This is a genomic window from Brachybacterium epidermidis, from assembly GCF_015209585.1.
GTDB classification, from domain to species: domain Bacteria; phylum Actinomycetota; class Actinomycetes; order Actinomycetales; family Dermabacteraceae; genus Brachybacterium; species Brachybacterium epidermidis.
Genome location: NZ_JADEYR010000007.1, coordinates 22519 through 48978, shown reverse-complemented (window position 1 = coordinate 48978; position 26460 = coordinate 22519). Strand labels below are relative to the sequence as shown.

The following is a 26460-nucleotide window of genomic DNA, read 5'->3' as shown; positions in this document are numbered from 1 at the left end:
CTGACGATTGTCGCCCATCGTGGCTGAAAAACTCTAGGCGGGGTGATGTGGGGTACGCGCGGTGCTGCTCACCCCTCGCTGCGCTGCCTGCGTCTCGCGCTGCCCCGGGGTCGACGGGCCGGGCTGCTCCGCAGCGGGCTCCCCGCTGTGACCGCTCGCAGGGCGTTCCCGCCTGCGCGGGGAGCCCAGCACGGCGCGGGAGATCAGGCCCAGCGCGTACACGCCGATGCTCAGCAGCACGATCACGCCGCCCGGGGGCAGGTCGACGTACACGGTGATGAGCAGGCCGCCCAGTGCGGCGAGCACGGCGATCGCCATGGCGGTGCGCATGGTGCGCCCGAAGCCCACCACCATCGTCTGCGCCGCTGCCACGGGGACGATCATGAGCGCCGAGACCATCAGGGCCCCCACGATCCGCATCGAGAGGGTGACGGTGAGGGCGGCCATCACCGCGATCAGCACGTTGACCAGGCGCACCGGCAGCCCGGAGGCACGGGCGAACTCCTCGTCGGTGGTGACCGCGGCCAGCAGTCCGCTGAGCCCCAGGCCCACCGCCAGCACCACCACGGCGAGCACCAGGGCGATCGTGAGGTCCGTGGCGGTCACGGTGGACAGCGAGCCGAACAGGTAGCCCATCAGGTTCTGGGAGGTGCCGCCGGCCAGCTGGATGATCACCACGCCACCGGCGATGCCGCCGTAGAACAGGATCGCCAGGGCCACGTCACGGCTGGTGTGGCCGATCTCGCGCACGTACTCGATGGCCAGCGCCCCGAGCACGGAGGCGATCAGCGCCCCGGGGATCGCCAGCAGGTCGTGCGGGCTCACGGAGATCCAGGCACCCACCAGCCACCCCGCGGCCACACCGGTGAGCGCCACGTGCCCCAGGCCGTCGCCCAGCAGCGACAGGCGCTTCTGCACCAGGAAGGTTCCCACGACGGGCGCGGTCAGGCCGATCAGCACCGCGATGATCAGGGGGTACCGGATCACGTCGGAGGTGAGCAGGTCGAAGGCTGAGATCATGCGTGGTCGAGTTCCTGTCCGAGGCATTCGTCGATCGGGGTGGCGTGGTGGGTGTGGTCGTGGCCCGGATCCAGCAGGGGCCGATCCTCGACCGCGCCGTCGTGCACGACCTCGCCGTGGTCCAGCACCACGGCGCGGTCGATGTCCTCGCTCAACGGGCCGATCTCGTGTAGCACCACGAGGATGGTGGTGCCCTGGGTGGAGAGCTCCCGGAACAGTCGGGCGATCATCTCCTGGGTGGGCAGGTCCACCCCGGAGAACGGCTCGTCCAGCACCAGGAAGCGGGGTTCGCGGACCAGGGCGCGCGCGATCATCACGCGCCGTCGCCGCCCTCCGGACATCCGGGTGATCGGGCGATCGGCCAGCGCTGCCATGCCCACCGACTCCAGCGCCCGCATCACGCGCGGGTCCCGCAGGCGGGGGCGCCACGTGCGGGCGCCGAGCAGACCGGTGGCGACGGTCTCCCGTGCGGTGGCCGGGATGGAGCCGCCGTCGGTGGCATCCTGCGGGACGTAGCCCAGCCGGTCGTGGGAGCGCGAGCGCGCCACGGGGCTGCCGAACAGTCGTGCATGGCCGCTGTCGAGGGGGAACACGCCGACGATGGTGCGCAGCAGCGTGGACTTGCCGGAGCCGTTGGCGCCCAGCAGGGCCACCATCTCCCCGGGGTCGATGCGCAGATCGATGCCGTGCAGCACCTCGGTGCCGCCCAGGGAGACACGGGCCTGCGCGACCTCGACGACGGGTGCGCCGGCCCCGGTCACGTCCAGCTCGCGATGAGCTTGTCGGCGTTCTCTCGCATGACGCGAGGATAGTGGGCATCCTCGGAGAGCTGTGTCTCCAGGTTGTCCAGCTCCTCACTGTCCACTCCGACGTTGTCGGCGAGGGTCTGAGCGACCTTGGGCGAGGCGGTGGTCTCGAAGAAGATGGTGGTCACGCCCTCGTCCTGGATCACGCGCTCGAGCTCGAGCAGCCGCTGCGGGGAGGGCTCGACCTCAGGATCCACTCCCGAGATGCCGATCTGGTGCAGGTCGTAGCGATCGGCCAGGTACGCGTAGGCGGCGTGGCTGGTCACGAACGGCCGCTCGCCCCCCACGGCCCCGTAGGCATCCGTGAGCTCCTGGTCGAGCTCCTCGAGCTCACCGCGCAGGGTCGCGGCATTGGCAGTGAAGGCCTCAGCCTGCTCGGGGATCAGCTCGCCCAGGCGCTCGGCGAGCGCATCGCCCAGATCCGCCATCCGCACCGGGTCGTGCCAGAAGTGGGGGTCGGTGGGGCCGTGATCGTGCCCGTCGTGATCGTCCTGGTCGAGGTCGTGGCCCTCGTGGTCTCCGCCGGCGTCGGACACCTCGGGCTCCTGCTCGCCGTGATCGTGCTCCTCCTGCTCCTGGCTTCTGGAGAGCAGCTCGATCGCCTGGGAGACATCGAGCACGTTCTCGTCGCCGTGCGAGGCGATGGCGTCGTCGATCGCGGCTTGGTAACCGGGGATCTGCACCACCAGGGCCGCTTTCCGCAGCTGCGCGACCTGTCGCACGGACAGCTCCAGCCCGTGGGCGTCTGCCCCGGGGGTGGCCAGGTTGACCACGCTCAGGTGCTCGCCCCCCACGCGCTCTGCCAGGAAGGCGGTGGGGTAGCAGGAGGCGATCACGGTCGGTGCCCCGGAGCCGCCCTCCCCGTCGCCCGCCCCGCACGCGGCGAGGGTCGCGGCGCCCGCCCCCAGCCCGAGCAGGGACAGCACACCACGACGGCTGGGACGGAGAGGGAGGGACGCACGAGGGGTAGACATGAAAATCATTCTCACCGCGGGTGGTCGTGGTTCGCAAGCCGATGCCGCCCTGATCACGCTCTTCGTGCGCACGATCACAGGGCGGGCGTGGCTATGCTGGTCAGGTCCGTCATCCCCCGCCCACCAGGAGATCCCCCGTGGCCAAGGCCCCTGCCAGCACGCTGGACAACGTCATCGCTCTCGCGAAGAAGCGCGGCTTCGTGTTCCCGGCGGGTGAGATCTACGGCGGTACGCGCTCGGCCTGGGACTACGGGCCCCTGGGCGTGGAGCTGAAGGAGAACATCAAGCAGCAGTGGTGGCGCACCTTCGTGCGCTCCCGCGCGGACATGGTGGGCCTGGACTCCTCGATCATCCTCCCCAAGCGCGTGTGGGAGGCGTCCGGGCACGTCGCGACCTTCACCGACCCGCTGGTGGAATGCAAGCAGTGCCACAACCGCTTCCGCGAGGACCACCTGATCGAGGCTTTCGAGGAGAAGAAGGGCCGCGCCCCCGAGGGCGGGCTGGCCGAGGTCCCCTGCCCCAACTGCGGCACCCGCGGCGAGTACACCGACCCCCAGCAGTTCTCCGGCCTGGTCAAGACCTTCCTGGGCCCGGTGGACAGCGAGGCCGGTCTGCACTTCCTGCGCCCGGAGACCGCCCAGGGCATCTTCGTGAACTTCCTCAACGTGGTCACGGCCTCCCGCATGAAGCCCCCGTTCGGCATCGGCCAGATCGGCAAGGCCTTCCGCAACGAGATCACCCCCGGCAACTTCATCTTCCGCACCCGCGAGTTCGAGCAGATGGAGATCGAGTACTTCACCCACCCCTCCGAGGCGGGCGCCCACTTCGACGAATGGGTGGAGGCATGCTGGAACTGGTTCGTGGACCTCGGGGTGGACCCGGACAACATGCGCCGCTTCGACGTGCCCGACGGCGAGCGTGCCCATTACTCCGACGCCACCATCGACATCGAGTACCGCTTCGGCTTCCAGGGCAGCGAGTGGGGCGAGCTGATGGGCATCGCCAACCGCACCGACTTCGACCTGGGCAGCCACACCGAGGCCTCCGGCACCAAGATGCAGTACTTCGACCAGGCCAGCAACGAGCGCTACACCCCCTACGTGATCGAGCCGTCGTTCGGCCTGACCCGTTCCATGATGGCGTTCCTGGTGGACGCCTACGCAGAGGACGAGGCCCCCAACGCCAAGGGCGGGGTGGACAAGCGCACCGTGCTGAAGCTCGATCCGCGCCTGGCCCCGGTCAAGGCCGCGGTGCTGCCCCTGTCCAAGAGCGAGGACCTGGTGCCTCGCGCCGAGCAGCTCGCGGCGCAGCTGCGCGGCCGCTGGAACGTGGACATGGACGTGTCCCAGGCGATCGGTCGTCGCTACCGCCGCCAGGACGAGATCGGCACCCCGTTCTGCATCACCGTGGACTTCGAGACCGCCGAGGACCAGGCCGTCACCGTGCGCGAGCGCGACACCATGGCCCAGGAGCGCGTGGCCCTGGACCAGGTCGAGGGCTACCTGGCCGAGCGCCTTCGCGGCGCCTGATCGGCCCGCAGGCCCGCCCTCGCGGACCTGCCGGAGCCGGGCCCACGATGACCGAACCGGCACCGCAGAGCAGATCAGCCACACGTGGCGGAGCTGGTGGATCAGCCCTCACGCCACCCACTGGTCGGCAGGTGAGCCTGCGTCAGGAGAGGGGAGGTGCGCGGTCATCTGCACCCTGGTTCCGTACCGCATGAGCCCCTGCTCCCGCTCCGCCTCCACCAGACGCCGCAGGAACGGCGATCCCGGCTGGGACACCTCGAAGCCGCAGGACCGGTAGAAGGGGGCGTTGAAGGGGATCTCGGCGTAGGTGCGCAGGGTGATCGCCCGGTGACCGCGCGCCGCTGCCTCGGACAGGGCAGCCTCGACCAGCGCTCGTCCGTGGCCGCGCCGTCCATGCTCCGGCAGCACCGACAGCTGCTCGAGGTGCGCGCGCCCGGCGGGCTCCAGCACATGCACGAAGCCCACCACGGGGCCGTCGGCCGATTCACGGGCCACCAGCATGAACCCGGGGGCGGAGGCCCGCTGGTGGCCGCTGGGTGCTCCGTACCAGTCGGGCCTCTCGGCCTCAGGGACGTATGCGTCCACGAACAGGCGATCCTCGGCGTCCTCGATCGGTGCGAGCGCCGGCAGGTCGTCGTCGACGGCGTGGCTGACGAGATTGGTCACCTGTCGATTGTGCCCGGTGCACGGTCCTCGTGCGTCAGATGATCGCGGTGACCAGGTGCGGCAGGACCTGCTGACCGAAGGTCTCCAGCACGGTGCGCTGCTCGGCCGGGGAGGCACCGAAGGGCAAGGTCAGGCAGATCTCATCGGCCTGCTGCACGACGGCATCGGCCACCAGCGCCTGCGCCACCACACCCGGGGTGTCGATCACGACCTCGCTGAACACCGCCCGGTGCCCGCCGATCTCCTCGCCCTTGTGCTCGGCCAAGACCGCGGGTGCCGCCGCCCGCTCACGGGGGATCAGCGAGACGTAGCGCTCCAGATCCGACTCCTGCGCCACCGGGATCATCTGGCGGGAGACCATCACGTGTCCCTCCCCGTGACCCTCCTCCCGGCTCGCCTCGCGGTAGGCCTCGAGCACCTCCAGCTGCAGGGTCTCGAAGGAGCGTCCCGAGCCGTCGTCGGGGACCATGGTGGCCAGTTGCAGACCCAGGCCGTCCCGGCCGGCCTTGGCGGCACGCTCTGGACCCGCCGCGCCGTAGGCGATCCGTGAGCGCAGCCCCTCGGACTGCGGCTGCACCTGCAGGGAGGTGCCCTGCTCCACGCCCTCGATGTGCGCGTCGGCACTGGAGACGATCTCGCCCTCGAGGAAGGACAGCATGTCGGCCAGGACCCGGTCCACGTGATCGGCGCGGTCGTCGGCCAGGGCCCCGAAGGCACGCATGTACATCGCATCGTGGGCGGAGTAGCCGGAGCCGAGCCCCGGCCGCAGCCGCCCGCCCAGCAGCAGGTCGGCCGTGGCGAGGTCCTCGGCCAGTCGTCCCGCGTTCTCGAACCGCAGCGGGATCACGGCGGTGCCCAGCTGTATCCGTCGGGCGTACTGCCCGGCGACGGCCAGGAACTGCAGCGGCGAGGACAGGGCGTCCTGCAGGTGGCGGGTGCGGACGTAGCCCACGTCGTACCCGAGCTCGTCGGCGGTGACGAACAGCTGGATGCCCTCCGTGAGCGCGGAATGATCCACCTGGGCGAGGAAGCCGATGCGCGGTGCTGCTCTGCGGGTCGCGGACATGGTCTCCTCCTGGATGCTCCTGGGCGTCGGGACGCTCTGACTGCTCCCACCAGTGTGCCAGGCGTGGCCCCGCTCCTTGCGGGCCGGTCGTCCGGACGCGATGCGAACGCCCGGGATGACCGGCCCGAACGAGGTGAGCATGTCGCCGGGATCACGCTGGGGAGGGACCACGGTGCACATCACCGTGCCAAGGAGCCCGGGCCGCCCGCATCGGTGGGACAATCGGAGCATCATGACGATGCTCGAGGACCCCACGACGCCCCCGGACGCCACCGCCCCGGGGCGTCGTGGCGTTCCCGGGCGCGCAGCTGACCGGGCCCCGCGCCGCACCCTGACCATCGGTCCACACACGGTGGACACCCCCGTGGTGCTGGCACCGATGGCGGGCATCACCAACATGGCCTTCCGCCTGCTGTGCCGTGAGTTCGGTGCGCTCCACAGCCAGGACGACGGCGGCCTGTACGTCTCCGAGATGGTCACCACGCGCGCCCTGGTGGAGGACCACCGCGAGTCCTGGCGGCTGGTCACCATGGGGGAGAGGGAGAAGCCGCGCTCCGTGCAGCTGTACGGGGTGGACCCGGTCACCGTGCGTCGCAGCGTGGAGATGCTGCTGGAGCGCGACAAGGCCGACCACATCGACCTGAACTTCGGTTGCCCTGTCCCCAAGGTCACCCGCCGTGGCGGCGGGGGAGGGCTGCCATGGAAGACGGAGCTGTTCACCCGAATCGTTCGCGGCGCCGTCGAGGCCGCCCAGGGCGTCCCGGTCACGGTGAAGACCCGCATCGGGATCGACGACGACCATGTCACCTACCGCGACGCCGGCCTGATCGCCCAGGAGGTCGGGGCCGCCGCGATCGCGCTGCACGGCCGCACCGTGGTCCAGCACTACTCCGGCGATGCCCGCTGGGAGGCGATCAGCGACCTCAAGGAACTGGTCACCGAGATCCCCGTGCTGGGCAACGGGGACATCTGGTCCGCCGAGGACGCCGTGCGGATGATGGACGAGACGGGGTGCGACGGCGTCGTGGTGGGCCGCGGCTGCCAGGGACGGCCGTGGCTGTTCGCCGACCTCGCGGCCGCCTTCGCGGGCCGCCCCGACCGGATCCGCCCCACCTTGGGCGAGGTCGCGGCGACCCTGCGCCGGCACGCCGAGCTGCTGGTGGAGTTCTACGGCGACGAGGGGCGCGGCATCCGGGACCTGCGCAAGCACGTGGCCTGGTACTTCAAGGGCTACCCGGTGGGCGGGGAGATGCGCCACCGCCTGGCCACCATGGAGTCCCTGGAGGATCTGGACCGCAAGCTGGGTGAGCTGGACCTGGACTCCCCCTACCCTGGCGCGGCGGTGGAGGGCCCCCGCGGCCGGGCCGGGTCGCCCAAGCGAGCCGTGGTCCCGGAGGGCTGGATGGACTCCCGTGACCTCACCGCCGATCACGCCGGCCGCCTCCACGAGGCCGAGCTGGACACCTCAGGGGGCTGACTGGTGAACCGTCCCGTCGTGCCCGCCGGCTACGAGCCCGCCGATCTCGAGCGCTGGGCCCCCGAAGCGCCCAAGTCCCAGTCCCGCACCCCCTTCCAGCGCGATCGCGCCCGGGTCCTGCACTCCTCGGCCCTGCGCCGCCTGGGTGCCAAGACCCAGGTCCTCGGCGCCGGTTCCGACGACTTCGTGCGCACGCGCCTGACCCACTCCCTGGAAGTCGCACAGGTGGGGCGCGACATCGGTGCGGAACTGGGCTGCGATCCGGACGTGGTGGACGCCGCCTGCCTCTCCCACGACCTCGGTCACCCGCCCTTCGGCCACAACGGGGAGAAGGTCCTGGACGACATCGCTGCGGACTTCGGCGGCTTCGAGGGCAACGCCCAGACCCTGCGCCTGCTGACGCGCTTGGAGCCCAAGCTCGTCGGCCCCGATCGCCCCTACGGGCTCAACCTCACGCGGGCCTGCGTGGATGCCGCCATCAAGTATCCGTGGGCCCGGGGCCAGGGGCCGGACCCGTCCTCCTCCAAGTTCGGGGCCTACGCCGATGACCTCGACGTGTTCGCCTGGGCCCGGCAGGGTGCCCCCGAGCGCCGCAAGTGCTTCGAGGCCCAGGTGATGGACCTGGCCGACGACATCGCCTACTCCGTCCACGACGTCGAGGACGCCGTCACCGGTGGCACCCTGGACCTGGGACGGCTCAGCGATCCGATGGAGCGGGCCGCGGCCCTGTTCGTGGTCCAGGACTGGTACACCCCCGATGTGCCCGTGGACGCGCTCGACGAGGCCCTGGCCCGTCTGGAGGGCGAGCCGTACTGGGTGCGGGACTTCAGCGGTGACATGCGCTCCGCCGCCGCCCTGAAGGATCTCACCAGCCAGCTGATCGGTCGCTTCACCCGCTCGGTGGTGTCGGCCACCCGGGAGGCCCACGGGCCCGGCCCCATCTCCCGGTTCGACGGGGACGCGATCGTGCCGGAGACCACCCTGCTGGAGATCGCGGTGCTCAAGGGCCTGGCCGCCGCCTACGTGATGAGCTCGGCCAGCCAGCAGCCCGTCTACGAGGAGCAGGAGCAGATCATCCGCGACCTGTACTCCCAGCTGTGGCACACCGGCACCGCGCACCTCTCACCCCTGTTCACCGAGCTGTGGGAGCAGGCGAGCGACGACGATGCCCGGCGCCGCGTGGTGGTAGACCAGATCGCCTCCTTCACCGATGTGGCAGCCCGCCACCTGCACGCCAGCCTGTTCGAGCGCCCCGCCCCCCATCTCACCGCCGCGGACACCCCGCTGCCCGGGCTCGGATCGGAGCTGTGAGCGCATGGCCCAGGGACTGATCCGTCGCGCCGACGTGGACCTGGTGCGCGAGCGCGCACGGTTGGACGAAGTGGTCGGCGAGCACGTCATGCTGCGCACCGCGGGCGTGGGATCGATGAAGGGCCTGTGCCCCTTCCACGACGAGAAGACCCCCTCCTTCCACATCCGGCCCCAACTGGGCCACTGGCACTGCTTCGGCTGCGGCGAGGGGGGCGACGTCATCTCCTTCGTGCAGAAGATCAACCACCTCAGCTTCGTCGAGGCCGTCGAGATGCTCGCCGGGCGCTACGGCGTCCAGCTGCACTACGAGGAGTCCGGCCGCGGCGGGGACGGGGACCGGCCCGACTTCGGCACCCGGCGCCGCCTTCTGGACGCCCACGCGATCGCCGAGGAGTTCTACCGCGAGCAGCTCTCCGCTCCCGCCTCCGAGGTGGGGCGCCGCTTCCTTGCCGAGCGCGGATTCGACCGCGCCGCCGCCGAGCAGTTCGGGGTGGGCTTCGCCCCGGAGGGCTGGGACGCGATCAGCTCCGAGCTGCGCCGGCGCGGCTTCACCGAGGCGGAGCTGAAGGCCAGCGGTCTGGTCTCCGAGGGCCAGCGCGGGGTGTACGACCGGTTCCGGGGCCGGCTCATGTGGCCCATCCGCGACATCACCGGCAGCACTATCGGCTTCGGTGCCCGGCGCCTGCTGGAGACCGACAAGGGCCCCAAGTACCTCAACACCCCCGAGACCGCCATCTACCGCAAGTCCCACGTGCTGTACGGGCTGGACCTGGCCCGCAAGGAGATCTCCTCCCAGCGCCGCGTGGTGGTGGTCGAGGGCTACACCGACGTGATGGCCGCCCACCTGGCCGGGGTGCGCACCGCGGTGGCCACCTGCGGCACCGCCTTCGGTGCCGAGCATGTGAAGATCGTGCGCCGTGTGATGGGCGACTCGAACCCGTCGGCCGGCCTGCGGTTGAACACCGAGGGCCGGGGACTGGGCGGGGAGGTCATCTTCACCTTCGACGGCGACGCGGCCGGGCAGAAGGCCGCCCTGCGCGCCTTCGAGGAGGACCAGCGCTTCGTCGCCCAGACCTTCGTGGCGGTGGAGGGATCCGGCATGGATCCGTGCGATCTGCGCCTGGCGCAGGGGGATGCCGCGGGGGTGGACCTGGTGGAGTCCCGCACCCCGCTGTTCGAGTTCGCCATCCGCTCGGTGCTGGCCCAGGTGGACCTGGACACCGTCGAGGGCCAGGTCAGCGGGCTGCGCATGGCCGCTCCCGTCGTGGCCCAGATCCGCGACCGGGCCATGCGCCCGGAGTACGCGCGCAGGCTCTCCGGCTGGCTGGGGATGGACGAGCGCACCGTGCTGCGCGCCGTGCACGACGCGGCTCGCAGCCAGGGGCACGCCGATCGCGGCCCCCAACGCGGCGACGATCCGTACCAGCCCCGCAGCGTCCCGGATCACCGGCTCGACGGCCATGGAGACCCCCGTCCGGGCGATCGGCCCGCTGCGGGCGAGGGTCACGATGCCGACGAGCCGATGATGCCGGTGGCGCGCCTGGCCGACGTGGTCAGCCGCCGCGATCCCGTGGGGCAGGTCGAGGTGCAGTCCCTCGCTGTCATGCTGCAGGCCCCGCGCCTGCTCTCGGTGGAGCAGGTCGGCGCGCTGCCCGATGACGCCTTCCACGTCCCGGCTCTGCAGGGCGTGTGGGACGTGATGCTCGCGGCCGGCACCCTGCTGGAGGCGGTGGACGGCACCCTGACCCCAGCTCGCTACCTCGATCAGGTGCTGGAGATCGCCGGGGAGACGGTGCGACCCCTCATCGTCGAGATCGCCAACCTGCAGCTGCCCGCCCGGGACGAGGAGTCCCTGGGGCGCCTGGCCCGTTCCCTGCTGGACCGGCTCAGCGAACTGTCCATCACCCGGGAGTACTCGGTGCTCAAGCAACGCCTGCAGCGCACCGATCCTTCCGATGCCGAGCGCTACCAGGAGATCCTGCGGCGGCTCAGCGAGGTGCAGGAGAAGCGGCGCGCCCTGCACGCCCGCGACAGCTGACCTTCCGCCCCCGCCACTACAGCACCGGCGGCGCCGTCTGCAGCTGCCGCGTGCTGGGCTGTCCGCTGTAGTCCACGCCCGGGAAGCGACCGAACTGGTTCGTGGCCCCCGCGGGCCGGCTGGCATCGGCCCGAGCGAGCAGGTCCAGGGCCTCCACGGGCGTGGGGTACGGGCCGGAGAAGGAGCTGCCCGCGGGCAGGGCGGACGAGTAGGTGGCACCGGGGGAGCCCAGCAGGCCGGGCCGCAGCCACAGGTGGCCGGGGCGGTTGCGGTCGCGCAGCGCATGGGTGCGCCAGGTCAGCACCGGATGGCTGGCCCGCCAGTTGACGATGTGCAGCCACAGGCCCTTCTCGGTGGCGGCCCGATCCGCGAACTCGTGCACGTTGACGTGGGCATTGAGGTACTTGCCAGCCCCCAGCACGGCCATCGCGCCGGCGGCCCCGTCGGGCGTGAGGGCGTAGCCGAAGTTGTCGGCGGTGTACTCCTGGGCGCGGGAGTACGCCGGTCCCAGCACCGGCACCTGCATCATCAGGTTCGTGAACAGCAGCCGGAAGTAGGAGGTGTGACCGGCAGCGATGTGACCCACCTCGTGGCCGATCACGAAGCGCAGCGCCTCCGGGTCGCGCACCGCGCCGCCCACCTCGAACAGGTCCGAGTACACGGTGACGAAGCGTCGGAAGCCGTGCCCGGAGGCGAAGGCATTGATCGTGCCTCCACCGGAGACGACGTAGGCGTCGGGCACGCGGCGCAGGCCCTGACGAGCGGCGGCCTCGGCCACCATCCGGTACCCCTCCGGGAACTGCGTGGGGCTCATGCGGACGGACTGGGCGCGCAGATCCGCGTACATCATCGCGCGAGCGATCCACAGGATCAGCGGCAGCAGCATGATCACGGCGAACAGCTGGTACAGGAACGTGGCCAGCGGGCCCTCGCCCAGGTCCAGCAGGGTGGGGTGAAGCGCCCTGGGTTTCGTTCCGTGGTTAGACGGTCGCGGGCGCGGTCGTCGTGGTGTGAGTGTAGGCCGCTTCGACTGCCGCTGGAGTGCGGTAGTCGAGCGCCTCGTGGAGCCGGGTCGTGTTCCACCAGTGGACCCAGCCCATCGTCGCCAACTCGACTTCGCTGACCGAATCCCAGATCCGCTTCGAGTAGATCAGTTCCGTCTTGTAGAGACCGTTCACGGTCTCGGCCAGGGCGTTATCGTAGCTATCGCCAACGGTGCCGACTGATGCTTTCACCCCCGCTGCGATGAGAGCGTCCGAATAGGCCAGTGAGACATACTGACTGCCCCTGTCGGAGTGGTGAACCAATCCGCTATCATTCCTGCTTGCACCAGTGGAAAGAAGTGCGTGCTCCAGTGCGAGCAAAGGTAGAGACTGTGTGTGGAGTGTGGGTGCGACCGCCCAGCCGACAATTCTCCGACTGAAGACATCGGTGATGAATGCGACGTAGCAGAATCCGGCGAGGATCCGGACGTAGGTGATGTCAGCGACCCAGAGCTGCCGCGGACGGTCCGCAGCAAACTTCCGCTCCACAAGGTCGGGGCGCTCATCCGGTCCGGCTCCAGGGCAGGTGGTGACGGGCTTACGGCCTCGCCGGACGCCTTGGAGTCCCGCGATCCTCATCAGTCGTGCCACCTGGTCGCGACCGACGTCCCATCCCGCATGCCGCATCGCGTGCCACATCTTTCGGACCCCGTAGACGCTGTAGTTCTCCTTGTGAATTCGTTTCACCTCCTCCACGAGCATCTCGTCCCGAATGCTACGAGCGCAGGCTGGCCTGCTCTTTGCGGCACGGTATCCGCGGGAGGTGATGAACCCACATTCTGTCGCACCGAGGATGCGGCAGATGGCCTCGACCCCGAACTGATCGCGATGCATGTCGATGAACGCGATCATTTCGTCGTGGGGCGGTCGAGTTCCGCTGCGAAAAACGCTGAGGCGGCCTTCAGGATCTCATTCGCGCGCCGTGCCTCGGCGAGTTCTCGCCGGAGCCGGCGGTTCTCCTCCTCGAGCGGCTCTCCCGGGCCGGCTGGTTCGGTGGGGCCGTAGCGGTTGCACCAGATCCGCAGCGTCTCCGTACCGACACCGAGCTGCGGGGCGACCGCACGGATCGATGCTGCACGGGGACCACCCTCGCGTACCTGACGGTCGTAGACCATACGCACGGCACGGTCACGCAGCTCTGGACTGAACTTCTTGGGCATCCTCCGATTCTCCTTGCTGAGACTCGGAACGAAACCCAGGGCGCTTCAGGGGCCGTTCCCGCGGATGGCGTTGACCACGCTCATGATGACCAGGGCCAGCCACAGCAGATAGGCACCTGTGGTGATCAGGCTTCCCACCACGAGCAGGGGGATCTCCCACGGGTGCCTCATGCGCTGCTCGCCCAGCAGTCCGTGGGTGGTGGCACCGTTGATGAGTGTCGGTGCCGGGGTGCGACCGGCTCGCGATGCCCCCGTGGGCTGAGGCACGGCCGCCCCGGGGCCATTCGGTCCCGAAGGAGGGGGAGAGTACGACTGCGACATGGCTGCTCCTGATCGTGCGTGGGCGGCCCGTCGCCGCCATGCCCCACGCTACGAGCACCGGGCAGCTCCGCACCGGTGCCATGGTCGATGATCCGGTGTCGATGGTCGAAGCATCGCCTGCTCGCGCATCGACAGTTCGGATGAGTCGGGGGTCTCACAGACGTATCAGGCGCGGCCCCCGGGTGCGAGCAGCGCGTGAGACCAGGCCCGCATCGAGACCTCCCCGGGGTACAGGATGCCGGCGTGGGTAGGCGGGCACTTCGGCCCGCTGCGGGCCGCTTAGGGGGTGCATCATCGTGCCCATGAGTGCTCTCCCCACCCCATCACGTCGTTCCCTTCTGCTGGGCGGCGGCGCCGTCCTCACCTTCACCCTGGCCGCCTGCGGCGGCAGCGCCGATGAGCCCGGGGAGAACGACGGCGGGACCGCCACCGGCGAAGACGGAGCGTCCACGGGCGACGGCGGATCCGCGTCCGACGGAGGGGGCGCCTCCGACGGCGGGGGCGCTGCGGCGGGTCGCGACATCGACCGCTCCGTGCCCTACCTGGAACTGGCCGGGGCCAGCAGCGGGAAGATGGTGGACCTGCTGCTGGACTTCCGGTGCCCGCCGTGCCGCGGCTTCATGGAGACCTTCGGGACCCTGCTGCGCGACCTGGTGGAGTCGGAGGAGCTGGTGCTGCGCATCCATCCGCGCCCCATGCTCGATCTGGGCCGCGACTCGACCTACTCCCAGGACACCGCCGGTGCCGCTGCCGCCGTGTACGCCCAGGACCCGGCGCTGCTGCTGGACTTCGAGGAGGCCATGTACGCGGCCCAGCCGGAGTCCCCGGACGAGCCCGAGGCCGACATCGAGGAGATCGCGCGGATCGCCCAGGGCGTGGGCGGCGACGAGACCTGCCTGCAGCAGATCCGCGACCGCGTCTACGTGCCGTGGACGCTCGAGGTGGTGGAGCCCGCCGCCCAGGAGCTCGAAGTGGGCACCCCCACACTGATCATCGACGGCGAGATCTGGGAGGGCGACTGGACCCAGCCCGGCGCCGTGGAGAACGTGCTCCGGTCCTGAGCAGCCGGATGAACACGACGTGGCCTGCACCCGATCTCCAGGGGCTGGAATGACGGTGCAGGCCAGCGGCAATGTCAAGTAGCCCAGGCGGGGCTTGAACCCGCGACCGACGGATTATGAGTCCGCTGCTCTGACCGGCTGAGCTCCTGGGCCGTGCCCTGTCCAGGGCGCGCATGAATCTATCAGGCCGCAGCCGCTATCAGCGCGTCGCGGCCGCCCCGCCGGTGCGGGTGTCGCCCGCACGCGCCGGGGCGTGGTCGCGCACCACTGTGATCGTCGGCCGTTCCCCGGCCCGGGAAGCCTCCATCCACTCCTCGAACACCGAGCCGCCGGGGGCTGCGGCGCTGCGCTGCAGCAGGGGGTCGGGCCCCACGTGCAGCTCGATCGCCCTGCCGCGCGGGTCAGGCAGCGGTGCGTGTCGCGCAGCCGCGACCGCCTCGCTCAGCGCGGCCCCGGACTCCTTGATGCGTCCGTGGCTGTCGATCAGGCCCAGGGTGTGCTCCAGCGGCGGGAAATCGGCCAGCTCGGTGGAGACGTCGTGGGAGCACCACCACGTGATGCCGTACAGATCCGGGCAGTCCATCGCCGTCTCCACGGTGCGCTGGACGAACCAGGCCACGTCCTGCTCGCCCAGGATGCTCCGCGGAGCGCCCACCTCCTGCAACCACAGCGGCCGATCCGGCGCGGGGGAGAAGCCGCGAGCCAGCTCCAGGTAGTACTCCGCGCGGTGCTCGACCTCGTAGGACCGGGCGCCGTAGCGCTGCCCGGTGCCGTCGAAGATCCAGCTGTGCACCACGGTGGCGTCGCCCAGTGAGGCGGACTGGTCGGGAGTGAAGGCGTGGTCGTCCATGAACCAGGCCGCGTCGTAGTTGGAGACGGTGTGCAGGCCACCGGGAACAGCGGTGCGCGCGGCATCGAGCATGGTGCGGGTCCAGGCCTCGGCCTGCGCCACCTCAAGGTGATTGGGGTCCGGGTGGTTGGAGGCGGAGAACTGGTTGATCTCGTTGCCCAGGCTGAGTCCCAGCAGGTTGGGCGCCCCGTCCAGTCGTGCACCCAGCTCTCGCACCAGTGCTGCGATGGACCCCACCACCTCGGGGTCGGTGAACATGTTGCGGCGGTGCCAGGTCAGCAGCCAGCTGGGCACGAAGTCGAAGCTCGAGAGGTGCCCCTGCACGACGTCCACCACCACGTCCAGGTCCACGGAGGCCGCCACGTCCACCACGGCCCGCACGTCGTCCAGGGCGCGGGGGCGGATCAGGGTGCGGTTGGGCTGCAGCAGCGGCCACAGCGGGAAGATCCGCACATGGTCCAGGCCCAGCTCCGAGATCGCCCGCAGATCCTCGCCCACGGCGTCCAGGTCCAGATCGTGCCAGGCGTGGAACCAGCCGATGCGCGGCGTGTAGTTGACCCCGAAGCGGGGGCGTGCCGGGGCCACGGAGGCGGCGGAGGGATCGGAAGACATCGTTGTCCTTCTCGGGTAGCTCGGTCACATCGGGGAAGATCGGTGCGGCGCCGGAACCACCGATGATCGACGAGCCGGCCACCGACGCCCGGGAATGCACCTCCCGTCCATCCCCGCCTGGTACTATAGCGCTTTAGTAGGAGTGGTGCGCGGGCCTGTGCCTCTGGGGGCTCCGCGACCACGTGCTTCTATGGGGAAGGCCCCGTGATGACCAGCTCCAGGCCCGAGCAGCCCCGCGGGACAGGTCGCGGCAAGCGCGTCACCATCGCAGACATCGCCCGCCGCGCCGGGGTGACCTCCGCTGCCGTCTCCCTGGCCGTCAACGGCCGTCCCGGCGTCTCCGATGCTACCCGTGAGCGGATCCTCGAGATCGCCCGCGAGCTGCGGTGGGAGCCGTCCCACGCCGCCCGGGCCCTTGCCGGTGCCCCGGTCAAGACGGTCGGGATGGTGCTGGCGCGCCCCGCCGAGGTGCTGGGCGCCGAGGCCTTCTTCGGGGCGTTCGTGGCAGGGCTGCAGGAGGTGCTCAGCGCCGCGGACTACTCCCTGCAGATGAAGATCGTGGAATCCACCGAGGCGGAGATCGACACCTACCGCCGCTGGTTCGGACAGCGCCGGGTGGACGGCGTGGTGCTGGTGGACCTGCGCCTTCAGGACCCGCGCATCGGCGCTCTGGAGGAGCTGGGCCAGCCGGCCCTGGTGGTGGGAGGCCCCGGGCACCACGGATCCCTGCCCTCGGTCTATGTCGATGACGCCGAGGCCACACGGCTGATCGTGGAGCACCTGGCCGAGCTGGGCCACACGCGCATCGCGCGCGTCGCCGGCACAGCGGAGTTCCTGCACACGATGCAGCGCAACACCACCTTCCGTCGCCTGGGAGAGGAGCTCGGACTGGAGTGTGTGCAGCAGGACGCCGGCTTCGGCGCGGCCGGCGCCGCCCGCGCCACGGCCGAGGTGCTGCGCCTTCCCGCACCTCCCACCGCGATCGTCTTCGACAGCGACGAGATGGCGCTGGCCGGCGCTGCGGTGCTGCGCAGCTGTGAGGTCCCCATCCCCGAGGGGGTCGCGGTGGTCAGCTACGAGGACTCCCCGCTCACGCGCGGGCACACCCCGCCCATCACCGCCATCCGTCGCTCCGCAGTCGAGTACGGGCGGGCTGCGGCCACGCGCATGCTCGAGGTGATCGACGCCGCCGCAGGGCGACGGACCGCCGCCACCGGGGATCCCGGCACCTCCGCGGAAGCCCGCGTGATCGAGCCGCAGCTCGCCGTTCGGGCCTCCACGGACCCGTCCCTGGGTGGCACCACGGGAGCCGATCTGGCCGCAGGGTTAGATGCGTCATAGACGGCCCCTCCCCGCCGTTTAGACGTGCGCCGGGCTCCGGAGTTTTGCTAGAGTCGTCCAGGTCGATCCCGCGTAGCTCAATCGGCAGAGCATTCGACTGTTAATCGAACGGTTACTGGTTCAAGTCCAGTCGCGGGAGCCAGCATCACCTCTCAGCCCCGGCCTCGGTCGGGGCTGAGTCGTATCCACTGCCCCTCGAGGAGACCCCATGCCCACCGTCCCGGACGACAGCTTCGAGTGCCCCGACGCCTACGGCCCCGGCAGCGTCTGGGCCGATCGCGTGAGCGAGCGCTCCCTGGTGGGGTGCAATCAGCGGGGTGTGGAGATCCCGATCGGCATGGGGGAGGGTGAGATCTCGCCCGGAGAGCTGCTGAAGATCGCCCTCATCGGCTGTGCCGGCATGAGCGCCGACATCCCCCTGGGGCGCCGCCTCGGCGAGGACTTCGCCATGCGTCTGTGGGCCCACGGCACCGCCGACGAGGAGCAGGACCGCTATCTTCGGATCGACGAGGAGGTCCAGCTGGACCTCTCCGGGCTCAGCGCCGAGGAGATCACCCGGGTGGTCACCGTGTTCGAGCGCGCCGTGGCCGCTGCCTGCACCGTGGAGCGCACCATCGTCCCCGGTGTCGAGGTGACCCACAAGATCTCCGGCAACCCGCAGGTCGAGGGGAATGCGGCCGGGCAGGAGCAGCGATGAGCATCCGTCCCATCCGCATCGTCGGCGACCCCGTGCTGCGCACCCCCTGCGACCCGATCGGCGAGATCACCGACGGTGTGCGCGGACTGGTCACGGACCTCATCGACACTGTGGACGACGAGGGCCGAGCCGGCGTCGCCGCCAACCAGATCGGCGTGAGCCTGCGCGCATTCTCCTGGAACCTCGAGGACCATGGGATCGGCTGCATCCTGAACCCCGTCATCGTGGAGCTCTCGGATGAGACCCAGGACGGCGACGAGGGCTGCCTCTCGGTGCCCGAGCTGTGGTTCCCGCGCACCCGAGCCGCCTACGCCCGCTGCGTGGGCAAGGACGTGGACGGCAATGAGATCGAACTGGCGGGCGATGGGATCACCGCCCGGCTGATCCAGCACGAGGTGGGTCACCTCGACGGCGCCCTCTACATCGACGGCCTGGAGCGCTCCGTGAAGAAGCAGGCGTTGCGCCAGATCAGGGAAAGGCTCTAAGCTCGGCCCACACCTGCAGGACATCTCGTCCACGGCGGCACCGATTCGTTGGGGAAGACGCATCGGAGACCGGAAGGAACGAGATGACCCAGGGTGTCGTATACATCCACTCCGCTCCGCGCGCCCTCGCACCGCACATCGAATGGGCCGCGGGCGGAGTGCTCGGCATGCCCGTGCGCATTCGCTGGGAGGACCAGCCCGCACGGCGCGGCCAGCTGCGCGCTGAGTTCACCTGGCGCGGTCACGTCGATACCGGAGCCTCCCTCGTGAGCGCCCTGCGGGGGCTGCACGAACTGCGCTTCGAGGTCACCCAGGACCCCACCACCGTCACCGATGGCTCCCGCTGGAGCCACACCCCCGAGCTCGGCATCCACCACGGTGTCACCGACCGCGCCGGAAACCTGGTGCTGACGGAGGATCATGTGCGCGGATGCATCGAGCGCGCCGGCGGCGACGCCCCTGCCCTGCAGCGGGAGCTGGGCGTGGCTCTCGGCGAGCCGTGGGACGAGGACCTGGAGATCTACCGGCACGCCGGCGAGGGCGTTCCGATGCGCTGGCTGCACCGGGTGAGCTGAGCAGCGAGATCAGGCGCTGGTGACCACCACGGCCACGTCGTGGCCGCCGAAGCCGAAGGCGTTGTTCAGCACCGCGATGTCGCCCTCGGGAAGGCCCACCGCTTCGTTCTGCGCGATGCGCAGCGGCACCTCGGGGTCGAGGTTCTCGATGTTGATGGTGGGCGGGGAGGTGCGGTGGTGCACCGAGAGCACTGAGAACAGCGACTCCAGCGCGCCGGCGCCTCCCAGCAGATGCCCGGTCATGGACTTGGTCGAGGTCACCACCAGCTGGTCGGTCACGCCGTCCAGCGCTGCGGCGACGGCGTGCAGCTCGCCGATGTCTCCCAGGGGCGTGGAGGTGCCGTGCGCGTTGACGTGCACCACGTCCTGCGCGGTGACACCGGCGTCCGTCACGGCCTCGCGGATCGCGCGGGCCTGGCCCTCCTGCGAGGGGGCCGAGATGTGGTGGGCGTCCGAGGCCATGCCGCGGCCGGAGACGTACGCGTACACGCGGGCACCGCGGGCGCGGGCGTGCTCCTCCGTCTCCAGCACCATGATGGCGGCACCCTCGCCCAGCACGAACCCATCGCGGTCGCGATCGTAGGGCCGGGAGGCGCTCTGCGGGTCATCGGTGCGAGTGGACAGCGCGCGGAGGTTGGCGAAGGCGGCCAGGGGCAGCGGGTGGACGCATGCCTCGGTGCCGCCCACCACGACCACGTCGGCCCTGCCAGCGCGGATCATGTCCAGGCCCACCGCCACGGCCTCGGCACCCGAGGCGCAGGCGGAGACGGGGGTGTGGGCACCGGCCTGGGCGCCCAGCTCGAGTTCGATGTGGGCGGCAGAGGAGTTCGCCATCAGCATCGGGATGGTGAACGGGTTCACGCGGCGGGCGCCCTTCTCCTGCACCAGGTCCCACTGGTCGAGGATCGTCCACACCCCGCCGATGCCGGTGCCGACCACCACGCCCAGGCGGGCCGGGTCTACCTCGGGGGAGCCGGCGTCGGCCCATGCCTCACGAGCAGCGATCATCGAGAACTGCCCGGAGGGGTCCAGCTTCTTCGCCTCGGGGCGCGCCAGGTGGTCGAGGGGGTCGATCGGGACTCGGCAGGCGAAGTCGACGCTCAGTCCGTACCGCTCGGTCCAGTCGTTCTCGAGCGTACGGGCGGTGGAGGTGCCGGCGAGGGCGGCCTCCCAGGTCGAGGCGGTGTCACCGCCGAGCGGGTTGACGGTGCCCAGGCCGGTCACGGCGACACGGGTGCGGGGAGCAGACATGGGGACCTCCGGGGGAACGGTCGGGAACGGCCGGGCAGGGAACGAAGGGAATGACGACGCCCGGGACGCGAGCGGTCCCGGGCGTCGTGCGGTGTCAGGCCTGTGCGCCCGCGATGTACTTCACGGCATCGCCGACGGTCACGAGGTTCTTGACCTCTTCGTCGGGGATGCGGACGTCGAACTTCTCCTCGGCGTTGACCACGATGGTCATCATGGAGATGGAGTCGATGTCCAGGTCGTCGGTGAAGGACTTGTCGAGCTTGACGTCCTCCGTGGCGACACCCGTCTCCTCGTTGACGATCTCGGCGAGGCCCTCGAGGATCTCGTTCTCGGTGTGTGCCATGGGGTTCTCCTTGGATTCGTGGATTGTGTGGCGGGGACAGACTACCTGCGACCGGGCCCTGTGACGTGCTCGTGCAGGCGCATGTCGTGTCTCAGGGCAGGATCAGGACCTGCCCCGCATAGGCGAGCCCGGCTCCGAAGCCGAACTGCACCAGTACGTCCCCGCTGGAGACCGCACCCTCCTGGATGAGGCGGTGGGTGGCCAGCGGGATGGATGCGGCCGAGGTGTTGCCCGTCTCGGCGATGTCCCGCCCGATGACGACGTCCTCGGGCAGGCCGAGCTGCTTGGCCAGCTCGTCGATGATGCGCATGTTGGCCTGGTGGGGGACGAACGCGTCGACGTCCTCGATGCGCAGGCCGGAGGCCTCGAGCATCTCGCGGATCTTCTTCGCGGTGTGCCACACGGCCCAGCGGAACACGGTGCGGCCGTCCTGCTCGAGGGTGGGCCACTCCACCTTCCCGTCGCGGAAGTCCACCAGCGAACCGGTCATGCGGATGGTGTTCCAGTTGTCGCCGTCGCTGCCCCACACAGTGGGACCGATCAGCGGCTCGTCACTCGGGCCGACGACGGCCGCACCGGCCCCGTCGCCCAGCAGGAACGAGATGGAGCGGTCGGTGGGGGAGACGAAGTCGGAGAGCTTCTCCGCCCCGATCACCAGCACGTTGCGGGCGCCGCCGGAGCGGATCAGTGCATCGGCCTGCCCGATGCCGTAGCAGAACCCGGCGCAGGCGGCGGAGATGTCGTAGGCGATCACGTCGGGCCGTCCCAGCTCGCCGGCCAGCAGGGTGGCCAGCGACGGGGTGGGGTAGGGGAACGAGATGGTGGAGACGATGATGGCATCCAGCGTGTCCAGCTCGATGCCGGAGGTCTCGATCGCCTCACGGGCGGCGGCCAGCGAGAGGTCCTTGACCCCGACCCCCTCGCTGGCCCGGGTGCGGGTGATGATGCCGGTGCGCTGGCGGATCCACTCGTCGGAGGAGTCGATGGGGCCCACGAGGTCGTCGTTGGGGACGCTCACGTCGCCGCGGGCCGCGCCGTAGGCGAGCACCCGGGAGCCGGGGACGGTGGGGTGGGGGCGAAGGGTGACGGCCATGTCAGTTCTCCTCGTCGTGGTCGACGGCGTCGACGCGGTCGACGGCCGACCCGTGCTCGCGGATGAAGCCCCCGGCCGCATCGAGGTCCTCCGGGGTGTTGAGGTTCATCAGGGCCACGCCCTTCAGCTCGCGCTTGGCCAGTCCAGTGAGGGTACCGGCCGGAGCGACCTCGAGGATGCCGGTCACGCCGCGGTCGGCGAACACGCGCATGCAGGCCTCCCAGTCCACCGGGGCGGCCACCTGGTTCACGATCAGCTCCAGGTACCGGCCGCCCTCGGTGACGACCTCCCCGGCAGCGTTGGAGACCAGCGGGCACTGCGGGTGCGGGTCGGACGCGGTGAGCTGGGCGACCAGGGCCTCGAGCTCCTGACGCGCAGGAGCCATGTACGAGGTGTGGAAGGCCCCGGCGACCTGCAGCGGGATGACCCGGGCCTTCGCGGGAGGCGCCGCTGATAGTGCGTCGATGCGCTCCTTGGCGCCGGCGGCGACCACCTGAGCGGCGGAATTGATGTTCGCCGGGGTCAGCCCGTGCTCCTGGATCGCGGTCAGCACCTCCTCGCGGGTGCCGCCGACGACGGCCGCCATGGAGGTGGGCTCGGCCGCCGCCGCCGCAGCCATCGCGCGTGAGCGGACAGCGACCAGGCGCATCGCATCCTCGCGGCGGAGCACGCCGGACAGCGCCGCAGCAGTGATCTCGCCGACGCTGTGTCCGGCGAGAAGGTCGGCCTGCGGGCCGGCGCCGGATCCGGCTGCGCCCACCAGGGGGTCGAGCGCGATGATGCCGGCGGCCACCAGCAACGGCTGGGCCACGGCGGTGTCGCGGATGGTCTCCGCATCGGACTCGGTGCCGTGGTGGATCAGATCCACACCGGAGGCCTCGGACATGGCGACCAGGCTGTCACGGACACCGGCGACCTCCAGCCAGGGGGCGAGGAAGCCGGGCTTCTGGGCGCCCTGGCCGGGGCAGACGATCGCGAGCACGGGGGACCTCCGTGGTGGTGACGTGATGTGGTGGGGAGAAGTCGGCGGGCAGTATCTGCGGGTGGGCGAGAACAGTACCGGGCCGCCCCGTGCGTGCAGGGGACGGCCCGGTTCCTGTCAGGACTCGCCGCCGAAGGAGCCGGACTCGCCGGCGTTGACGTTGCCCAGGTCGTACTTGTCGATCGCCTTGCGCACGGTGGAGGCATCGACCTTGCCCTCGCGAGCCAGCAGCTGCAGGGCCTTGACCACCATGGAATGGGCGTCGATCTTCAGGTAGCGGCGGGCAGCCGGACGGGTGTCGGAGAAGCCCCAGCCGTCGGCACCGAGCACGCCGTACTGGCCGGGGATCCACTCGCGGATCATGTCGGGCACCAGGAAGTCGAAGTCGCTGGAGGCGACGAACGGCCCCTCGACACCCTCCAGGCGCTTAGTGATCCACGGGGTGCGCTCATCCTCGGGGTTGAGGAGGTTGTGCTTCTCGGCCTCCAGGGCCTCCTTGCGCATCTCGGTCCAGGAGGTCACCGACCACACGCTGGCGCGCACGCCCCAGTCCTCGGCCAGTAGCTCACGTGCGTGGCGCGCCCACGGCACGCCCACGCCCGAGGCCATCAGCTGCACCTCGGGGCCGTCGCCCTGCTCGGCGGCCTCCAGTACGTACATGCCCTTCAGCAGGCCCTCGACGTCCAGGCCCTCCGGCTCCTTGGGCTGCACGATGGGCTCGTTGTAGACGGTGAGGTAGTAGAAGACCTCCTGCAGGCGATCGTCCTCGCCGTACATGCGCTGCAGGCCGTCGCGAATGATGTGCCCGATCTCGTAGCCGTAGGCCGGGTCGTAGATCACGGTGCCGGGGTTGGTGTAGGCCAGGATCGGCGAATGGCCGTCCATGTGCTGCAGGCCCTCACCGGCCAGGGTGGTCTTGCCGGCGGTCGCGCCGATCACGAAGCCCTTGGCCATCTGGTCACCGGCGGCCCAGAAGAAGTCACCGGTGCGCTGGAACCCGAACATCGAGTAGAAGATGTAGAACGGGATCATCGGCAGGCCATGGGTGGCGTACGAGGTCCCGGCCGCGGTGAACGCGGCGGTGGAGCTGATCTCGTTGATGCCCATGTGCTTGATCTGGCCGGAGGTGGCCTCCTTGTAGGCCAGCAGCAGGTCGCGATCCACCGAGAGGTAGTTCTGACCATCCGGGTTGTAGATCTTCGCGGTCGGGAACAGCGAGTCCATCCCGAAGGTGCGGGCCTCGTCGGGGATGATCGGCACCCAGCGCTTGCCGCTCTCCTTGTCGCGCATCAGGTCCTTCAGCAGCCGCACCAGCGCCATCGTGGTGGCGATCTCCTGCTTGCCCGAACCGCGCTTGACGACCTCGTAGGCCTTGTCGCCGGGAAGCTCGATGGCCTTGTGCTCCGTCCTCCGGGTGGGAACGGGGCCGCCCAGCTGGGCACGGTGGCTCTTGAAGTACTTCATCGCCGGCGAGTCCTCGTCCGGCATGTACAGCGGTGCGTCGTACACGCTGCCCGACTCGAGCTGCTCGTCGCTGACCGGGATGTGCAGGGTGTCGCGCAGGGCCTTGAGGTCATCCAGCGTGAACTTCTTCATCTGGTGGGTCGCGTTGCGGCCCGCGAAGTTCTTGCCCAGGCGGTAGCCCTTGATGGTGTGCACCAGGATCACGGTGGGCTGGCCCTTGTGCTCCGTGGCGGCCTTGAAGGCGGCGTAGATCTTCTTGGTGTCGTGGCCGCCGCGGTTCAGCTTCCACCAGATGTCCTCGTCGGACATGTCCTCGACCAGCGCCTTGGTGCGCGGATCGCGACCGAAGAAGTTGTCGCGGATGAACCCGCCGGACTCCGCGCGGTAGGTCTGGAAGTCGCCGTCCGGGGTGGCGTTCATCAGGTCGATGAGGGCGCCGTCCTCGGAGGCGGCCAGCAGCGGGTCCCAGCCAGTGCCCCAGATCACCTTGATGACGTTCCAGCCCGCACCGCGGAACTGGCTCTCCAGCTCCTGGATGATCTTGCCGTTGCCGCGCACCGGGCCGTCCAGGCGCTGCAGGTTGCAGTTGACCACGAAGGTGAGGTTGTCCAGGTGCTCCTTGGCCGCGATGTGCAGGGCGCCGCGGGACTCCACCTCGTCCATCTCGCCGTCGCCCAGGAACGCCCAGGTGTGCTGCTGGCTGGTGTCCTTCAGGCCGCGGTTGTGCAGGTAGCGGTCGAAGGAGGCCTGCTCGATCGCGGCCACGGGGCCGATGCCCATGGATACAGTGGGGAACTCCCAGAAGTCCTGCATCGCCCGGGGGTGCGGGTAGGAGGGCATGCCGTGCTCGCTGGAGACCTCCTGGCGGAAGCCGTCCAGCTGCTCCTGGGAGAGCCGACCCAGCATGTAGGCGCGGGCGTAGATGCCGGGGGAGGCGTGGCCCTGGAAGAAGACGTGGTCTCCGCCGCCCTCGTGGTCGCGACCGCGGAAGAAGTGGTTGAAGCCGACCTCGTACATGTTCGCGATCGAGGCATAGCTGGAGAGGTGACCGCCGACCGAGACGCCCGGGCGCTGTGCGCGGTGCACCAGCATCGCGGCGTTCCAGCGGATAGCGTTGCGGATCTCCTTCTCGAGCTCAGGGTCGCCGGGGTACTCCGGCTGCTCATCGGCAGGGATCGTGTTGATGTAGTCGGTGGTGAGGGAGTCCGGCAGGTGCAGGTCCGAGCGACGGGCGTGCTGGATGACGTTCTGAATCACCTCGGAGGCGCGGTCCTCGCCGCGGGCCTCCACCAGTCCGTCGAAAGAGTCGAGCCACTCCCGCGTCTCCTCGGGGTCAGGGTCCTGCGCGTGGCTGGGCAGGTTGATTCCGATCGGGCGGGGCGTGATGTGCGAGCTCACACTGTCCTTCTCTCTCAGAAGTGCGGATCAGGTCACGGGGCGGGCGAACACCGCTGAGCCCCGCGCCGTCGGCCTCGGTTCCGTCAAGACTACAACCGAGAACCGAGGCCTGAGGGGTGGGGGTTCGCTCCGATGTGGTGACACCCGCAACACCCCCGGTGCAACTGTCATAGGATTGGCCGCGCGATGGGAGCACTGCGGTGTGACCAGTCGTGTTACTGCACCGTCACCTCGAAGGAGCCCGTTCTTGTCATCGTCGGCCGACCCCCGCCAGCAGCGCACCCCTGCGGAAGTGCTGGGATTCACGACCGGTCAGCTCGTGCAGGAGATCGGGTACGACGACGACGTCGACCTCGAGCTGCGCGATGCGATGGAGGACCTCATCGGTGCCGAGCTGGAGGACGAGGACTGCCAGGAGATCGTCGACGCCGTGGTGCTGTGGTGGCGCGAGGAGGACGGCGACCTCACCGACGCCCTCGTGGACTCCCTCACCACTCTCGACGCGGGCGCGCCGATCTGGCTGCTGAGCCCCAAGGCCGGGCGTGACGGCCACGTGAGCCCCGCAGAGGTGCAGGAGGCCGCGGAGACCGCGGGACTTCGCGTGATGAGCTCGATGAGCCTGGCCAAGGACTGGACCGGGACGCGCCTGGCATCGCGCAACTGAGAGGCCCTGCCTCGCACACCGACCCGCCGTCTCACACCGGTAGGATCCGAGGGCGCCCCAGGAGGGTGCCCGCCCGGGGTCGTTAGCTCAGCTGGTCAGAGCGTCTGGTTTACACCCAGAAGGTCGGGGGTTCGAGCCCCTCACGACCCACCAGGTATGAAACGTATGTCGGCCCTCGCCCCGTTCGTGGCGGGGGCCGAATGCGGTTGTTGTGCACTTGACCTCTCACTCCA

Annotated in this window: 24 protein-coding genes, 3 tRNA genes and 1 other annotated feature; of the genes, 12 read left to right on the top strand and 15 right to left on the bottom strand. The window is 70.0% G+C overall.

What is annotated here, in order from left to right; all coding sequences use genetic code 11:
• Positions 1 to 33: 33 nt before the first annotated feature.
• Genes IOE58_RS08170 through IOE58_RS08160 form a run of 3 tightly spaced genes read right to left on the bottom strand, consistent with a single transcriptional unit; the run spans position 34 to position 2800 of the window.
• Positions 34 to 1020 carry a metal ABC transporter permease gene (locus tag IOE58_RS08170; protein ID WP_228019342.1) on the bottom strand — a complete coding sequence of 329 codons (987 nt, stop codon included), beginning with the start codon at positions 1018 to 1020 and terminating at the stop codon, positions 34 to 36.
• Positions 1017 to 1781 (bottom strand): ATP-binding cassette domain-containing protein, encoded by a 765-nt coding sequence (locus IOE58_RS08165; RefSeq protein WP_193865910.1) that lies wholly within the window; start codon positions 1779 to 1781, stop codon positions 1017 to 1019. The genes IOE58_RS08170 and IOE58_RS08165 overlap by 4 nt, the downstream gene beginning before the upstream one ends.
• On the bottom strand, positions 1778 to 2800 hold the full coding sequence (locus IOE58_RS08160; RefSeq protein WP_193865909.1) for a metal ABC transporter substrate-binding protein: 1023 nt from the start codon (positions 2798 to 2800) through the stop codon (positions 1778 to 1780). The genes IOE58_RS08165 and IOE58_RS08160 overlap by 4 nt, the downstream gene beginning before the upstream one ends.
• A gap of 137 nt (positions 2801 to 2937) precedes the next feature.
• On the opposite strand from IOE58_RS08160, the gene IOE58_RS08155 reads away from it, so the two are divergent.
• Positions 2938 to 4329, top strand: coding sequence for a glycine--tRNA ligase (locus IOE58_RS08155; RefSeq protein WP_193865908.1), 1392 nt, complete (start codon positions 2938 to 2940; stop codon positions 4327 to 4329).
• 108 nt (positions 4330 to 4437) lie between these two features.
• On the opposite strand, the gene IOE58_RS08150 is transcribed toward IOE58_RS08155, so the two are convergent.
• Both IOE58_RS08150 and IOE58_RS08145 read right to left on the bottom strand, forming a co-directional pair.
• Positions 4438 to 4995, bottom strand: a complete 558-nt coding sequence (locus IOE58_RS08150) for a GNAT family N-acetyltransferase (RefSeq protein ID WP_193865907.1) — start codon at positions 4993 to 4995, stop codon at positions 4438 to 4440.
• 34 nt (positions 4996 to 5029) lie between these two features.
• Positions 5030 to 6061: an LLM class flavin-dependent oxidoreductase gene (locus tag IOE58_RS08145; RefSeq protein ID WP_193865906.1), complete on the bottom strand. Its 1032-nt coding sequence runs from the start codon at positions 6059 to 6061 to the stop codon at positions 5030 to 5032.
• Between the two features lie 232 nt (positions 6062 to 6293).
• Here IOE58_RS08145 and dusB point away from each other — a divergent pair, with 232 nt between their 5' ends.
• From dusB to dnaG, 3 genes are read left to right on the top strand one after another with little or no spacing between them, the layout of a single operon-like run.
• Entirely contained in the window at positions 6294 to 7538 is a 1245-nt protein-coding gene (gene dusB, locus IOE58_RS08140; protein ID WP_228019339.1) for a tRNA dihydrouridine synthase DusB, read from the top strand.
• 3 nt (positions 7539 to 7541) lie between these two features.
• Complete coding sequence (locus tag IOE58_RS08135) at positions 7542 to 8849, top strand: deoxyguanosinetriphosphate triphosphohydrolase (RefSeq protein WP_193865905.1); 1308 nt, start codon at positions 7542 to 7544, stop codon at positions 8847 to 8849.
• Between the two features lie 4 nt (positions 8850 to 8853).
• Positions 8854 to 10887 (top strand): DNA primase, encoded by a 2034-nt coding sequence (dnaG, locus tag IOE58_RS08130; protein WP_193865904.1) that lies wholly within the window; start codon positions 8854 to 8856, stop codon positions 10885 to 10887.
• Between the two features lie 16 nt (positions 10888 to 10903).
• On the opposite strand, the gene IOE58_RS08125 is transcribed toward dnaG, so the two are convergent.
• The 3 genes from IOE58_RS08125 to IOE58_RS08115 form a co-directional block, all read right to left on the bottom strand.
• Entirely contained in the window at positions 10904 to 11773 is an 870-nt protein-coding gene (locus IOE58_RS08125) for a M48 family metallopeptidase (RefSeq protein ID WP_228019375.1), read from the bottom strand.
• Between the two features lie 94 nt (positions 11774 to 11867).
• Positions 11868 to 13090, bottom strand: a protein-coding gene (locus tag IOE58_RS08120; protein WP_193865903.1) for an IS3 family transposase whose coding sequence is annotated in 2 segments (ribosomal slippage) — positions 11868 to 12811 and positions 12811 to 13090 — 1224 coding nt in all. Because the reading frame shifts where the segments join, the coding sequence is not laid out codon by codon here.
• Positions 12719 to 12821, bottom strand: a sequence feature (AL1L pseudoknot). (Overlaps the previous gene by 103 nt.)
• Positions 13091 to 13135: 45 nt before the next feature.
• Entirely contained in the window at positions 13136 to 13357 is a 222-nt protein-coding gene (locus IOE58_RS08115) for a hypothetical protein (protein WP_193865902.1), read from the bottom strand.
• A gap of 356 nt (positions 13358 to 13713) precedes the next feature.
• On the opposite strand from IOE58_RS08115, the gene IOE58_RS08110 reads away from it, so the two are divergent.
• Positions 13714 to 14472 carry a DsbA family protein gene (locus IOE58_RS08110; RefSeq protein WP_193865901.1) on the top strand — a complete coding sequence of 253 codons (759 nt, stop codon included), beginning with the start codon at positions 13714 to 13716 and terminating at the stop codon, positions 14470 to 14472.
• Positions 14473 to 14551: 79 nt separating this feature from the next.
• Here the strand turns inward: IOE58_RS08110 and IOE58_RS08105 are convergent.
• Both IOE58_RS08105 and IOE58_RS08100 read right to left on the bottom strand, forming a co-directional pair.
• Positions 14552 to 14625, bottom strand: a tRNA-Ile gene (locus tag IOE58_RS08105).
• Positions 14626 to 14671: 46 nt separating this feature from the next.
• Positions 14672 to 15934 carry a glycoside hydrolase 5 family protein gene (locus tag IOE58_RS08100; RefSeq protein WP_193865900.1) on the bottom strand — a complete coding sequence of 421 codons (1263 nt, stop codon included), beginning with the start codon at positions 15932 to 15934 and terminating at the stop codon, positions 14672 to 14674.
• 207 nt (positions 15935 to 16141) lie between these two features.
• On the opposite strand from IOE58_RS08100, the gene IOE58_RS08095 reads away from it, so the two are divergent.
• The 5 genes from IOE58_RS08095 to IOE58_RS08075 all read left to right on the top strand — a co-directional run bounded on the left by IOE58_RS08095 (position 16142) and on the right by IOE58_RS08075 (position 19032).
• Positions 16142 to 17275 carry a LacI family DNA-binding transcriptional regulator gene (locus IOE58_RS08095; protein WP_193865899.1) on the top strand — a complete coding sequence of 378 codons (1134 nt, stop codon included), beginning with the start codon at positions 16142 to 16144 and terminating at the stop codon, positions 17273 to 17275.
• Between the two features lie 66 nt (positions 17276 to 17341).
• Positions 17342 to 17417 (top strand) — tRNA-Asn (locus IOE58_RS08090).
• Positions 17418 to 17483: 66 nt separating this feature from the next.
• Complete coding sequence (locus IOE58_RS08085; RefSeq protein ID WP_193865898.1) at positions 17484 to 17972, top strand: OsmC family protein; 489 nt, start codon at positions 17484 to 17486, stop codon at positions 17970 to 17972.
• Complete coding sequence (locus IOE58_RS08080; protein WP_193865897.1) at positions 17969 to 18457, top strand: peptide deformylase; 489 nt, start codon at positions 17969 to 17971, stop codon at positions 18455 to 18457. The genes IOE58_RS08085 and IOE58_RS08080 overlap by 4 nt, the downstream gene beginning before the upstream one ends.
• Positions 18458 to 18540: 83 nt before the next feature.
• The gene (locus IOE58_RS08075; protein WP_193865896.1) at positions 18541 to 19032 is read left to right on the top strand and encodes a DUF3145 domain-containing protein; all 492 of its coding nucleotides are present in this window, start codon (positions 18541 to 18543) and stop codon (positions 19030 to 19032) included.
• Between the two features lie 9 nt (positions 19033 to 19041).
• On the opposite strand, the gene IOE58_RS08070 is transcribed toward IOE58_RS08075, so the two are convergent.
• From IOE58_RS08070 to aceE, 5 genes are all read right to left on the bottom strand, one after another.
• Entirely contained in the window at positions 19042 to 20283 is a 1242-nt protein-coding gene (locus IOE58_RS08070; protein ID WP_193865895.1) for a beta-ketoacyl-[acyl-carrier-protein] synthase family protein, read from the bottom strand.
• 94 nt (positions 20284 to 20377) lie between these two features.
• Positions 20378 to 20626 carry an acyl carrier protein gene (locus IOE58_RS08065; protein WP_017822459.1) on the bottom strand — a complete coding sequence of 83 codons (249 nt, stop codon included), beginning with the start codon at positions 20624 to 20626 and terminating at the stop codon, positions 20378 to 20380.
• Positions 20627 to 20717: 91 nt separating this feature from the next.
• Entirely contained in the window at positions 20718 to 21719 is a 1002-nt protein-coding gene (locus IOE58_RS08060) for a beta-ketoacyl-ACP synthase III (protein ID WP_193865894.1), read from the bottom strand.
• 1 nt (position 21720) lies between these two features.
• The gene (locus IOE58_RS08055; protein WP_193865893.1) at positions 21721 to 22701 is read right to left on the bottom strand and encodes an acyltransferase domain-containing protein; all 981 of its coding nucleotides are present in this window, start codon (positions 22699 to 22701) and stop codon (positions 21721 to 21723) included.
• Positions 22702 to 22818: 117 nt separating this feature from the next.
• Positions 22819 to 25563 carry a pyruvate dehydrogenase (acetyl-transferring), homodimeric type gene (aceE, locus tag IOE58_RS08050; RefSeq protein WP_193865892.1) on the bottom strand — a complete coding sequence of 915 codons (2745 nt, stop codon included), beginning with the start codon at positions 25561 to 25563 and terminating at the stop codon, positions 22819 to 22821.
• Positions 25564 to 25810: 247 nt separating this feature from the next.
• Here aceE and IOE58_RS08045 point away from each other — a divergent pair, with 247 nt between their 5' ends.
• Positions 25811 to 26227 carry a DUF3052 domain-containing protein gene (locus tag IOE58_RS08045; RefSeq protein WP_193865891.1) on the top strand — a complete coding sequence of 139 codons (417 nt, stop codon included), beginning with the start codon at positions 25811 to 25813 and terminating at the stop codon, positions 26225 to 26227.
• A 76-nt stretch (positions 26228 to 26303) separates the two neighbouring features.
• A tRNA-Val gene (locus tag IOE58_RS08040) sits at positions 26304 to 26380 on the top strand.
• The last annotated feature ends 80 nt before the right edge of the window (positions 26381 to 26460 follow it).